10 protein-coding genes are annotated in these 12,283 nt (G+C 61.1%); 7 read left to right on the top strand and 3 right to left on the bottom strand.

The features are described 5' to 3' along the window. Position 1 precedes the first annotated feature (1 nt). A complete protein-coding gene (locus tag ACRANW_RS10875; protein WP_479431805.1) occupies positions 2-463 on the bottom strand; it encodes a PaaI family thioesterase in 462 nt (153 codons plus the stop codon). Positions 464-483: 20 nt separating this feature from the next. After that, complete coding sequence (locus ACRANW_RS10870) at positions 484-1,275, bottom strand: succinate dehydrogenase iron-sulfur subunit (RefSeq protein WP_479431804.1); 792 nt, start codon at positions 1,273-1,275, stop codon at positions 484-486. Between the two features lie 141 nt (positions 1,276-1,416). Here ACRANW_RS10870 and ACRANW_RS10865 point away from each other — a divergent pair, with 141 nt between their 5' ends. Then, positions 1,417-2,172, top strand: coding sequence for an SDR family NAD(P)-dependent oxidoreductase (locus tag ACRANW_RS10865; protein ID WP_479433925.1), 756 nt, complete (start codon positions 1,417-1,419; stop codon positions 2,170-2,172). A gap of 67 nt (positions 2,173-2,239) precedes the next feature. Continuing rightward, the gene (locus ACRANW_RS10860; protein WP_479431803.1) at positions 2,240-2,872 is read left to right on the top strand and encodes a class I SAM-dependent methyltransferase; all 633 of its coding nucleotides are present in this window, start codon (positions 2,240-2,242) and stop codon (positions 2,870-2,872) included. A gap of 60 nt (positions 2,873-2,932) precedes the next feature. Here the strand turns inward: ACRANW_RS10860 and ACRANW_RS10855 are convergent, their stop codons facing one another. After that, positions 2,933-5,788, bottom strand: a complete 2,856-nt coding sequence (locus ACRANW_RS10855; protein WP_479431802.1) for an Rne/Rng family ribonuclease — start codon at positions 5,786-5,788, stop codon at positions 2,933-2,935. A gap of 426 nt (positions 5,789-6,214) precedes the next feature. Here ACRANW_RS10855 and ACRANW_RS10850 point away from each other — a divergent pair, with 426 nt between their 5' ends. The 5 genes from ACRANW_RS10850 to ACRANW_RS10830 all read left to right on the top strand — a co-directional run bounded on the left by ACRANW_RS10850 (position 6,215) and on the right by ACRANW_RS10830 (position 12,242). Then, complete coding sequence (locus ACRANW_RS10850) at positions 6,215-7,114, top strand: N-acetylmuramoyl-L-alanine amidase family protein (protein WP_479431801.1); 900 nt, start codon at positions 6,215-6,217, stop codon at positions 7,112-7,114. A gap of 54 nt (positions 7,115-7,168) precedes the next feature. After that, entirely contained in the window at positions 7,169-9,703 is a 2,535-nt protein-coding gene (locus ACRANW_RS10845; protein ID WP_479431800.1) for a penicillin-binding protein 1A, read from the top strand. A gap of 42 nt (positions 9,704-9,745) precedes the next feature. After that, complete coding sequence (locus ACRANW_RS10840; protein ID WP_479431799.1) at positions 9,746-10,294, top strand: peroxiredoxin; 549 nt, start codon at positions 9,746-9,748, stop codon at positions 10,292-10,294. Positions 10,295-10,383: 89 nt separating this feature from the next. Beyond that, positions 10,384-11,511, top strand: a complete 1,128-nt coding sequence (gene prfB, locus ACRANW_RS10835; RefSeq protein ID WP_479431798.1) for a peptide chain release factor 2 — start codon at positions 10,384-10,386, stop codon at positions 11,509-11,511. 5 nt (positions 11,512-11,516) lie between these two features. Next, complete coding sequence (locus tag ACRANW_RS10830) at positions 11,517-12,242, top strand: class I SAM-dependent methyltransferase (RefSeq protein WP_479431797.1); 726 nt, start codon at positions 11,517-11,519, stop codon at positions 12,240-12,242. The last annotated feature ends 41 nt before the right edge of the window (positions 12,243-12,283 follow it).

Raw genomic sequence — 12,283 nt, 5'->3', positions numbered from 1 at the left:
GTCAGCCGCGCGGCTGCATCTTGCGCACGATGCCCGAATAGCTGGCGACCACGTTGCTCGCCTGCTCCACCATCCCGCGCACAAATACCAGCTTGCCGGTTTCCCGCACGATTTCGGTAACGGCATCCAAGGGCAATGTGGTATCGCCCCCGCCCACGAACTGCGTCGAAAGCTCCAGCGTTACGGAAGGCCCGGCATCGCCCGTTCCCAGCGTATGCATGGTGGTGAACAAAGAAATGTCGATCAATGACAGGGTCACCGCGCCGTGGATAATGCCTTGCAGGTTTTCATGCCGCCGCTGGGGAAACATCCGCAGCCGGGCCTTACCGTCAGGATCGACGCGGGTGATGAGCCTGCCCATCACCGCGCCGTTGAACAGCGTGGGGTCTTTCAGATTCCAGTGGTTCCAGCCGGGATTGTCCGGATCTGGTCCGTGATCAAAAACGTCGTCTTTCAAGCTCACCGGATCAGAACGCCCAATACTTAGATGGCACGTTCGGCCATCATCTTCTTGGTTTCGGCAATCGCCTTGGCCGGGCTGAGACCCTTGGGGCACACGTTGGCGCAGTTCATGATGGTGTGGCAACGGTACAGGCGGAAGGGATCTTCCAGATCGTCCAGACGCTCACCGGTCATCTCGTCACGGCTGTCCGCCAGCCAACGGTAAGCCTGCAACAGGATCGCCGGGCCAAGGAACTTGTCGCTGTTCCACCAGTACGACGGGCAGGAGGTCGAGCAGCAGGCGCACAGGATGCACTCGTACAGGCCATCGAGCTGTTCGCGCTGTTCGGGCGATTGCAGCCGCTCCTTGCCCGAAGGCGTCGGCGTGACAGTCTGAAGCCACGGACGGATTGACGCATATTGCGCGTAGAAATGCGTGAAGTCCGGCACAAGATCTTTGATCACGTCCATGTGCGGCAGCGGGGTGATGCGAATTTCGCCCTTCAGATCCTCCATCGCCGTGGTGCAGGCGAGACCGTTCTTGCCATTGATGTTCATGGCGCACGACCCGCAAATGCCTTCGCGGCACGAGCGACGGAAGGTCAGAGTGGGGTCAACTTCGTTCTTGATCTTGAACAGCGCGTCCAGAACCATCGGCCCGCATTCATCAAGGTTGATCTCGAATTTGTCATAACGCGGGTTCTGGCCGGAATCGGGATCGTAGCGATAGACCTTGAACGCCTTTACCCGGCCGCCGCCTGCATCCTTGGCAACTGTGTGGACCTTGCCTTTGGCATTGATCTTGGAATTCTTGGGAAGAGTGAAGGTCGCCATGGAATGATCCCGTTTGGTGTTGGGACCTATCTAGCGTCATTGTCCTGCGGTGCAAGCGGGGGCTGTTGCGCGCTTTCGCACAAGGGTTGATCGCGCGTCACGTGCCGGAACCATGCGGCGCGCAAAACGCTTGGAACCATGATGACAGATGCAACACACATATCGGATAATCCGGCTCAGTTCCCGCGCGTCGCCGCCGTCTTCGGAGCGAGCGGGGGCATTGGGCGTGCTTTGTGCGAGGCCCTGGCTGCGGGCGGCACGCAGATTATCCAAGCCGGATCACGCAGCGGGCATGCGCCCGACGCTGCGGGCGTTCGCCCGTTTGCCTTCGATCTCAAAAACGAAACCAGCATCGCCGCCGCCGCTGCCGCCATGCGCGATGATCCGCCCGCGTGGGTGATCGTGGCAACGGGTGTTCTGACCCTGGAAGAGGGGGCAGGGCCGGAGCGAACCTTCAAGCGGCTTGATCCTGCCACGATGGCTGAGGTGCTGGCGCTCAACACCATCGGCCCGGCCCTGATTGCGAAGCATATGCTGGGCATCATGCCGCGAAGCCGACCGTTTAAGTTTGCCGCCCTTAGCGCCCGGGTCGGGTCAATTTCTGACAATCGGCTCGGCGGATGGCATTCCTACCGGGCCAGCAAGGCGGCGCTCAACATGTTGCTACGCAATTTCGCGCTTGAGATGAGCCGCACCCATCCCGAAAGTGTGATCGCCGGCTTGCATCCCGGCACGGTTGATAGCGCGTTATCGCAGCCCTTTCAGTCAGGCCTTGCCGAGGGGCAGCTGACCGCGCCGCAGGATGCCGCCAACAATCTGCTGAGCGTTATGGCGTCCCTGACACCGGAGCAATCGGGCAAGGTGTTCGATTTTCGCGAACAAGAAATTCCCGCCTGATCGGGTTTCGCGTCGCTTTTCTTCTCTGCGCTTGCCGCTAAGCTGGAGGGGAGGGAGGCGCGAGCACATGGGCATTGCACGCTGGTACGAGGCCACGATCATGCCGCGCCTGATTACCTGTGCCTGCAGTCAGGGGCAGGTGATGAAACGCCGCGCGGCTGTTGTCCCGCTGGCCCGGGGCGACGTGTTCGAATTGGGCTGCGGGGGCGGGATCAATCACGCATTCTACAACGCAGGCGCCATCTCATCTTACGCGGGGATCGACCCGCATGAGGGCCTGCTGGAGGGCGCAAGAACCGCGGCGCGCCACAAGGGCTGGTTGGCGGACCTCAGGCAAGGGCAGGGCGAAGCGATCCCCTTTGACGATGCCAGTTTCGATTGCGTGGTCTGCACTTTTACGCTGTGTTCGGTGAGTGACCCCGCGCAGGTCATGCGTGAACTGCGCCGTATCCTGCGCCCCGGCGGACAGGTGCTGTTTCTCGAACATGGCCGTGCACCAGACAGTACGGTGCGCCAATGGCAGGACCGGATTGAACCTGTCTGGAAACGGCTTGCTGGCGGGTGTCACCTCACCCGGCCCATCGCCAGTGCGCTTGATGGCGCGGGCTTTACGGTCGAACCCCTGGGGGAGGGCTACACACCCAAAGCTCCCCGTTTCGCCGGTTGGATGGAGTGGGGCATCGCCCGCAAGCCCGCATAGCAAGGGGCGGAAACGGTTGCCCGCTTCCGCCCCTTGAATGTCTGCTAGATCGGCGTTTAATTATTCGCCGAAAGTGCGCTGCCACCAGCCCCGGCGCGGCTTTTCGCCGTCCGTGGGCGTTGCCGTTTCGGTCGGTGCAGGTGCCTTGTCAGCCACAGCGTCCTTGGCCGCTGTTGCTTCGGCAGTATTGGGTACATCGTCCGGTCCGGCGATCACAGCCATGTCTTCCTTGACCTGATGCGACAGGGACTCGCTGGCCTCGGCGACCTTTGCCTTGCGCGGTGCGCGCTTACGCTTGGGCTTTTCCACCGGTGGCTCAGGTTCAGCCGGGGCGGCATCCGCGGCATCAGCAGCGAGTTCCGGCGCGAGTTCGGTTGCCACTTCAGCAACCGGCGTCGGTTCCTTCTTCTTGCGCGGTGCACGCACGCGCTTGGGCTTTTCGACCGGCGCAGCTTCAACCACTTCGGACACCACGGGAGCAGCTTCCGGTTCTGCTGTTACGTCTGCGTCGGCGGCAGCGTCGGCTACCTCCTTGGCATCCGCGGCAGCATCGTCAGCACTGCCATCTGCTACGCTGTCTGCATCGCCATCATTGCTGTCATCCGTGCCATCGCGGCGTTTGCGCCCACGGCCACCACGACGGCGGCGCTTCTTGGGGCGGCCTTCGCTGTCAGTGGCATTGTCGCTGGCGTTGTCATTGGCGCTGTCATCATCACCTTCGTCATTGCCATCGGCATTCTGGGCCTCGCCATCATTGCCGTCGCTGTCGCGATCATTGTCGTCGCCATCCTCGGCGTTTTCGCCCTCGGAGCCGTCGTCCTGATCCCCGCGATTGCGATTGCGACCGCCACGACGCCGGCGGCGCTTTTTCTTGTTGCGGCCCGCCTCGTCATCGGTTTCCGTGCGTTCACGGCGCTGGCGGGGCGCGCGTTCCTCGGCCTCTTCCTCGTCGGAGCCCTCCTCCTCCTCGGGCAGATCTTCCTCTTCATCCTCGTCGATGATCGGCTCGAACTTGGGCGCGAACTCAGGCCGCGGGCCTGCACTCGACACATTCATCTTCGCGCCTTCGTCTTCGCCTTCGGGGAGGACTTCGACAACAACGCCGTATCGCTGTTCAATCTCGACCAGATCGGCGCGCTTGTCATTGAGCAGATAGATCGCCGCTTCGGTGCTGGCGGATAGCCGGATAATCGTACCCTTGCCGCGCGCGGCTTCGTCTTCGATCAGCCGCAGCGCCGAAAGTCCAGCAGACGATGCGGTGCGGACAAGGCCGGTGCCGTCACAATGCGGGCAGGGACGGGTGGTCGCTTCAAGCACGCCGGTGCGCAGGCGCTGGCGGCTCATTTCCATCAACCCGAACGAGCTGATGCGGCCCACCTGAATGCGTGCGCGGTCATTCTTGAGCGCGTCCTTCATCGCCTTTTCGACTTTTCGGACATTGCCCGAATATTCCATGTCGATGAAGTCGATCACGACCAGCCCCGCCATATCGCGCAAGCGCAACTGGCGAGCGATTTCCTTTGCCGCTTCAAGGTTCGTGTGCAGCGCGGTCGCTTCGATCCCGTGTTCCTTGGTGGAACGGCCAGAGTTGATATCGATCGATACCAGCGCTTCGGTCGGATTGATGATGAGATAGCCGCCGCTTTTCAGCTGGACCATCGGATCATACATGGCGCGAAGTTGGTCTTCCGCGCCGTAGCGCTGGAACAGCGGCACAGGATCGGAATAGGCTTTCACCCGGCGCGCATGGCTGGGCATCAGCATCTTCATGAAGGCCTTGGCCGACTTGTAGCCGTCCTCGCCTTCAACGACGACTTCCTCGATCTCCTTGTTGTAAATATCGCGGATGGCACGCTTGATCAGGTCGCTGTCCGAATGGATCAGCGCAGGCGCGACCGAGGCGAGAGTATTTTCGCGAATTTCGTCCCACACGCGGGCAAGATAATCGAAGTCGCGTTTGATCTCGGGCTTGGTGCGGCTCATGCCCGCGGTCCGCACGATTAGGCCCATACTGCGTGGCAGCTTGAGATCGGAAACCATGTCCTTCAAACGCTTGCGATCGCTGGTTGAACTGATCTTGCGGCTGATCCCGCCACCGCTGGAGCTGTTGGGCATCAGCACGGTGTAACGCCCAGCGAGGCTGAGATAGGTGGTCAGGGCTGCGCCCTTGTTACCGCGTTCTTCCTTTACAACCTGGACGAGCAGCACTTGACGGCGCTGGATAACGTCCTGGATTTTGTAACGGCGGCGCAGCGCCATGCGCTTGGCGCGCACTTCATCAACCTGCTTGGCGCGTGTGCGGCCGTTCTTGTTGGGGGTGGTGTCTCCGCCCTTGCTGCCCTGACGGCGGCGCCCACGCCGACCGCGGCCACGGTCTTGATCTGACCCATCGGCGTTTTCTTGACCGTTCTGATCGTCATCGCCGTCGTCATCTGCGTCGTCGTCCTCTGATGCACCGCCTTCAAAGGTGGAAACATCGTCTTTGTCGGACGTGTCGACTTCTTCGACGCCGTTTTCAGCAAAATCTTCGGCGAGCGATTCACCGCTGTCATCATCGGCGTCATATTCGTCGCCGGGAGAAATGCCTTCATCCTCGTCTTCTGAGCGAAGACGCTCTTCTTCCTCAGCCGCTTCGGCCTCTTCGGCGAGCAGCGCGTCGCGGTCAGCCTTGGGGATCTGGTAATAGTCGGGGTGGATCTCACTGAAGGCGAGGAAGCCGTGGCGATTGCCGCCAAAGTCGACAAAGGCCGCCTGAAGCGACGGTTCGACCCGGGTTACCTTTGCAAGATAGATGTTGCCTTTAATCTGCTTGTGTTCGGCAGATTCGAAATCGAATTCCTCAATCCGGTTGCCTTGAAGAACCGCCACCCGTGTTTCTTCCGGGTGGCGCGCATCGATAAGCATGCGCGTTGCCATTAAATCGTCTCCATGCGCCCGTCCTCGTCCGCAAAGGGACGTCAAGCGAGCGCGTATATTGTGGGGAACCGGCGTTCCAGTAGGGTATGCCGGAAGGGGAAATCGCGCATTGGCCGCCAGCGGCGCACAGCGCGAAGCTCGTGTCTGCAGAAAGGAACGTGCGGCCAGGTGCCGCGTCTTGACCCGCGAAGGCACGCACGCGCGGACTGCGCATTGTGCTCATCGAGTGGGAAAAACGTCTCGTCACTGCATCAACCTGTACTGTGCCGGGTGCGAAAATTGCATCGGTCCCGGCGAGAGAATGGCGCATTCGGTACGCAACCTGCGTGTTTATGCAACCTTTCTGCCGTTATCGCTAGCACTGTGGGGCAAACCCCGCAACTCTATTGCGTTGGCGGCAAACGAGACCCTAAGCACTTTATCATCATGAGCTTTCGCACTCTTCTGCTGATCGTGGTTCTGGTGCCCGTCGCGTTTTTGGGCGGTGCGATGGCACTGGGCGTGAAGGTGCCGGTGCCGGAGTGGGGGCGTGGCTATGTGCTGCGGTTCGATTTGACCGAAGCGCAGCCGCCGCTGTCGCTTCCACCGATTGCCGGGCCGGACGATCTCTCGCGTCCGCTGGTCGTGATCGACGCAGGCCATGGCGGGCGCGATCCTGGGGCGATCGGCACAGACCCGGAAGGGCGCGAGGTCAATGAAAAGGATATCACGCTGGCCTTGGCGCTGGCTTTGCGTGACGAATTGTTGCGGCAAGGCGGCATCAGGGTGGCGCTGACGCGGGCGGATGACCGCATTCTACCGCTCGCTTACCGCCCTGAGATCGCCCGCCTGCTTGAAGCGGACCTGTTCATTTCAATCCACGCCGATTCTGCCGGTGAGCGGGCCGATGTCAGCGGCGCGAGCATTTACACCCTTTCGGACGCCGCATCGAGCGAGGCGGCGGCGCGCTTTGCTGCGCGGGAGAATGATGCAGACCGTCTGAACGGCGTGACGATCGATGGACAAAGCGAGGCCGTGAGCGCGATCCTCGTCGAGTTGTCGCAGCAGCGCACGCAGGAAGAAGCGTTGGCGTTTGCGGGGCTGGTTTTGCGGGAAGGTGAGGACCGGCTTGCATTTGTGCCGCAGCCCAGACGGGCCGCTGCGCTTGCAGTGCTGCGGGCGCCCGATGTGCCTTCGGTCCTGTTTGAAAGCGGCTTCGTGACCAATTTAAAGGATCGTGCGCGCCTGACTACGGCAGAGGGTAGGGCGCAGTATGCTGCCGTCCTTGCGCGTGCCATCAAGGTGTACTTCGCCCGTCGCGCTGCGCCGACCACTAGCGGCGAATAGGATGGGAAACCGGCTAGCCTTGTTCAATCTTCGCGTGCTAATCGCCTTGCGTCCATGACTGAGCCCACCACCTCGCCCGCAGCCGAACCCGGCGCCGCTTCCACCTGGTCCTACCTGCGCTACCGTGTGAACCGCGACATCAGCGGCGCTTTCGTGTGGTTCCGCGACCGCTGGCGGCAGAGCCTACTGTTCAAGCTGATCGCCGCCGCTGTCGGCTTGGCGCTCGTGCTGTGGATTTCAGTGTTCGTTTGGTTGGCAAGCGACCTTCCTGAGGCGGACACATTGCTCGTCTATGAAACGCCGCTTCCCACAGTGGTGCGCGGCATAGATGGGGCTATCGTTCATTCATACGCGCGTGAACGGCGTGTGCAGTTGCAATATGCTGATTTTCCCGAGCAGTTGATCGCCGCGTACCTTTCGGCCGAAGACAAAACATTTTTCACCCACGGCGGGGTCGATGTGTTCGGCACCGCCAACGCCGTTTTCGATTATGCCAGCAAGTTCGGGTCTGGTGAGCGCGCCGTGGGCGGATCCACCATTACGCAACAGGTCGCCAAAAACCTTTTGTTGGGCGATGAATACTCGGTGACGCGCAAGCTCAAGGAAATGATCCTGGCTGGCCGTATCGAACAGGTGCTGACCAAGCAGGAAATCCTTGAGCTGTATCTCAACGAAATTCCTCTGGGGCGGCGGTCTTTCGGCGTGCAGGCCGCTGCGCGCGCCTATTACGACAAGGATGTCCACGATCTCGCATTGCACGAGATGGCGTTCCTCGCGATCCTGCCCAAGGCGCCAGAGCGCTACGGCCGCAAAGGCCAGGAAGACATGGCACTTGGTCGCCGCAATTTTGTGCTCGGTCAGATGGAGGCCAACGGTTTTATTACCGGGTCTGATCGCCGCGCCGCCGCCGCTCAGCCACTCGGGCTTGTCACACAGCGCAGCGAACGCAGTGTCGATGCGGGCTATTTCCTTGAAGAAGTGCGCCGTGAGCTCATCGATCGGTTTGGTGAGACGGCGGAAACAAGCCCCAATTCGGTCTATGCAGGCGGCTTGTGGGTGCGCACGTCGCTTGATCCCGACATGCAGGCAGCAGCGCGTGATGCGCTGCGTGAAGGGCTGCTGCGCTATCACGGCGGGCGGGCGTGGGCAGGGCCCGTGGCGACGCTCGACGTCAGCGAAGGTAACTGGGCTAGCCAGCTACAAAGTTCGCCTCTGGGTATCAATTATAAGGACTGGCGCATCGGCGTGGTGACAAGCCGGAGTGGATCATCCGCGCAGATTGGTTTCTCCGACGGTCAGGAAGCATCGCTCAGCGGCTTGCCCAATGCCTTAAAGGCGGGAGACGTGATCGCGGCCAGCCCTACCGGCAGTGGCTGGCAGGTGCGCACCATCCCCGAGGCACAAGGTGCATTGGTGGTCGAAAGCGCGCAGACCGGACGCGTGCTGGCGATGCAGGGCGGGTTTGATTACCGCCTGTCAGATTTTAACCGTGCAACCCAGGCGATGCGTCAGCCAGGTTCGACCATCAAGCCGTTCGTCTATGCCGCAGGGCTGGACAGCGGCATGACCCCTTCAACGCAGGTCGATAACAACCGTTTTTGCTATTACCAAGGCGCCAATCTGGGTGAAAAATGCATCCGCGGTACGGGCCGGGGCGGGCAGTTCCCGATGCGTTACGGGCTGGAACAATCGCAAAATATCATGACCGTGCAGATCGGCATGACCGCTGGCATGTCCAACGTGGTCAAGGGCATCGAAAAGCTCGGAATCGGCAAGTTTCCCTCCTATCCTTCGACCGCGCTGGGTGCAGGCGAGACGACGCTGGTAAAGATGGTTGCGGCTTACAGCGCGCTTGCCAATCATGGGCGGCTCAATCCGCCGACGGTGATTGATTACGTGCAGGATAGGCGGGGCAAGTTGCTGTGGCGTGCCGACAATCGCGATTGCCGCGGGTGCAACATGGCCAAGTGGGATGGCCAACCCATGCCGCGCTTTGGTGTGCGCGGCACGCAAGCCATGGATGCCCGCACTGCGTTTCAGGTGATGCATATGCTGCGCGGGGCCGTCAGCCGCGGGACGGCCACTGTGCTCAACCCGCTGAACTTGCCGTTGTTCGGTAAGACCGGGACGACCACTGGCCCCAAGGACGTATGGTTCATCGGCGGCACCCAGCAGTTGATCGCGGGCGCCTATGTCGGCTTTGATCAGCCCCGCAACATGGGGGGCTATGCCTATGGCGGCACGATTGCCGCGCCCATTGTCAAAAGCCTCATCGAAAAAACCAAATCCAAGTGGTCCGATCTTCCGGCGGTGGCGCCAGCAGGCGTGCGGATGGTGCGGATCGACCGCCGTTCGGGCAAGCGGGTGTTTGATGGCTGGCCAGCGGATGATCCGAAATCCGCGATTATCTGGGAAGCCTTTAAGCCAGACACCGAGCCAGAGCGCTTCACGCGGCAGGACGCGATTGCAGCTAAGCGTAACGAAATTCTCGCCTTGGTGCGGGCAGGCCGGCAAAGCGCGGAGAGCGCCGTTGTTGACGTGCCTGAACCCGAAACCATCTCATTTATCGAGGGTAACGGGATTGACTAGGCCGGTTTGGAACCGGTGGCGGGTTTGAGTGGTTGACCATCCATGAACCGCGCCCGCACCTATCTCGCCCCGCTTGCTGGCTTTGCCGTAATGGCCGCTGCCGCGATGACGATCAGTTCAGCTTCGGCCGAGTTGCCAAAGCGTGCCAAGGCGCCCGGCTTTTCGACGCAGGCGGCGCTGGCGGGCAAAGAATTCAGCTTCTCGCTCAAGGCTGCGCTCGCAAAGGGGCCGGTGGTGCTGTATTTTTATCCCAAGGCATTTACCGGCGGCTGCACATTGGAAGCCAACGCCTTTGCCGCTGCGACGCCGCAATTCAAAGCGGCTGGCGCGAGCATCATCGGCATGTCGAACGATACCATCGCGACCCTGAAGCGCTTCAGCCGTGAAGAATGCCGGGATGCTTTCCCTGTCGGCGTTGCCTCCCCCAAGATCATGGCAGCCTATGACGTTGATGGCGGCGGGTCGGCCTATGCCAGCCGCACATCTTATGTCATCGCGCCCAGCGGCAGTATCGTCGCGGTGCATTCGAACCCGGATTATCGCGGGCACGTCGAAAAGACGCTTGCTGCGGTTCGCGCGTTGAAGAAGTAGTGCGACTTGCCCGCTGCGAGGCTGCTTTACAATTGCGCCGCCGACGCTAAGCGGAGCGGCCTTGTCAGCATTATGATGAAGGATCGATCATGCGGGCCGAGGGCCAGGCTTACATCAACCGGATCGAAGCAGCGCTAGGCCTTGTACGCCTGGCGCTCGACTGGGATCGTGCGTTGCGCCGGCTCGATGAATTGAACGCGCGCGTGCAGGACCCTAATCTGTGGGACAATCCCAAACAGGCGCAGGCGATCAGCCGCGAACAGAAGGCGCTCGAAACGGCGGTGAACACGGTCAACGAAATTGCCGCCGAAATGGCCGACGCCATTGAATTCATCGACATGGGTGAGGCCGAAGGCGAGGACAGCATCGTCAATGATGGCCTGCGCACGCTGGAGCGCCTTGCGGACCGGGCTGATGCTGACAAGGTTCAGGCGCTGCTTTCAGGCGAGGCCGATGGCAATGATACCTACCTTGAAATCCACGCCGGCGCGGGCGGGACCGAAAGCCAGGATTGGGCCGAAATGCTGTTTCGCATGTACGGCCGCTGGGCCGAACGGCGCGGCTTCAAGGTCGAAACGGTTGAGTACCAGGGCGGCGACCAGGCAGGCATCAAGTCTGCCACGCTCCATATCAAGGGCGAAGGCGCCTACGGCTACGCCAAGACAGAAAGCGGCGTGCATCGTCTCGTGCGGATCAGTCCCTATGACAGTTCGGCACGGCGGCACACCAGCTTTTCGAGCGTGTGGGTCTTTCCGGTGATCGACGACAGCTTTGAAATCGATATCAACCCTGCCGATCTGAAAATCGACACCTACCGTGCTTCGGGCGCGGGCGGTCAGCACGTCAACACGACAGATTCTGCCGTCCGCATCACCCACCAGCCATCGGGTATCGTGGTCGCCAGCCAGCAGGATCGCAGCCAGCACAAGAACCGCGAGATTGCGATGAACATGCTGAAGGCGCGCCTGTACGAAGCCGAGATGCGGTCGCGTGAGGAAGCGGCCAGCGCGGAGCATTCCGCCAAGAGCGATATCGGCTGGGGCCACCAGATCCGCTCCTACGTATTGCAGCCCTATCAAATGGTCAAAGACCTACGCACCGGCGTTGTTTCCACCTCGCCCGATGCCGTTCTTGACGGTGCGATCGATCCCTTCATCTCGGCCGCGCTGGCTCAGCGCGTGACGGGTGAGAAGGTCGAGATTGAGGACGTGGATTAGGTTTTATGCTTCGCCGCTTGGTCCTGTCCGGTTTAACGGTTGGAGCCGCCCTGACTTTGTCGGCGTGCGATGGGTTCTTGCCATTCGGCGCTAACAGGCAGGTCAGTGCGGTCTTCCCCAAGCCCGACCGGCCGGTGGCCAAAGTCGTTTCTACGCAGTTTTCCAACGAGGACGCGCGGGACGAACGCAACGAAGCGCAGGTCGTGATGAACCTCGCTGATATCCGACCCGGAATGACCGTTGCCGACATCGGCGCGGGCGAGGGTTACTACACGGTCCGCCTTGCCGAACGCGTGGGTGCGGACGGGCGGGTCTTGGCGCAGGATATCAGTCGTGAAGCGCTCGACCGGCTGGGCCGCCGCGTTGAACGCGAGCGGCTTGAAAACATCTCGATCAAGTTTGGCGAGGACGACAATCCGCAGCTTCCGGCAGACAGTTTTGACCGCATCTTGATGGTCCACATGTATCATGAGGTAACTGAGCCCTACGCCTTCTTGTGGAACATGTGGCCCGCCCTGGCGGCCAATGGACAGATTGTCGTGGTTGAAAGCGAAAGACCCGTGGGTCGCCACGGCCTGCCGCACAGGCTGCTGTTCTGTGAGTTCGAGGCGATCGGCTATGTCCTGGTCGAATACACCGAGCGTCCCGATATCCAGGGCTATTTTGCGCGCTTTCAGCGGGGAGAAAAACGCACCGCGCCCGAAGCTATCCAAGTCTGCAATGCAAGCTGAAGCGTAAAGCAGTAAGGTTGCGACGCGCCGTCAGCCACCTT

It is taken from the genome of Erythrobacter sp. 'gip.4 top 5', from assembly GCF_056495765.1.
The sequence above is the reverse complement of the archived record's forward strand: the minus strand, read 5'-3'. Positions and strand labels throughout refer to the sequence as shown.

Coding starts and splice junctions, on each gene's coding strand:
- ACRANW_RS10850 (WP_479431801.1), top strand. CDS start 6,215: ATGAGCTTTCGCACTCTTCTGCTGATCGTGGTTCTGGTGCCCGTCGCG.
- ACRANW_RS10845 (WP_479431800.1), top strand. CDS start 7,169: ATGACTGAGCCCACCACCTCGCCCGCAGCCGAACCCGGCGCCGCTTCC.
- ACRANW_RS10870 (WP_479431804.1), bottom strand. CDS start 1,275: ATGGCGACCTTCACTCTTCCCAAGAATTCCAAGATCAATGCCAAAGGC.
- ACRANW_RS10855 (WP_479431802.1), bottom strand. CDS start 5,788: ATGGCAACGCGCATGCTTATCGATGCGCGCCACCCGGAAGAAACACGG.
- ACRANW_RS10840 (WP_479431799.1), top strand. CDS start 9,746: ATGAACCGCGCCCGCACCTATCTCGCCCCGCTTGCTGGCTTTGCCGTA.
- ACRANW_RS10860 (WP_479431803.1), top strand. CDS start 2,240: ATGGGCATTGCACGCTGGTACGAGGCCACGATCATGCCGCGCCTGATT.
- ACRANW_RS10830 (WP_479431797.1), top strand. CDS start 11,517: ATGCTTCGCCGCTTGGTCCTGTCCGGTTTAACGGTTGGAGCCGCCCTG.
- prfB (WP_479431798.1), top strand. CDS start 10,384: ATGCGGGCCGAGGGCCAGGCTTACATCAACCGGATCGAAGCAGCGCTA.
- ACRANW_RS10865 (WP_479433925.1), top strand. CDS start 1,417: ATGACAGATGCAACACACATATCGGATAATCCGGCTCAGTTCCCGCGC.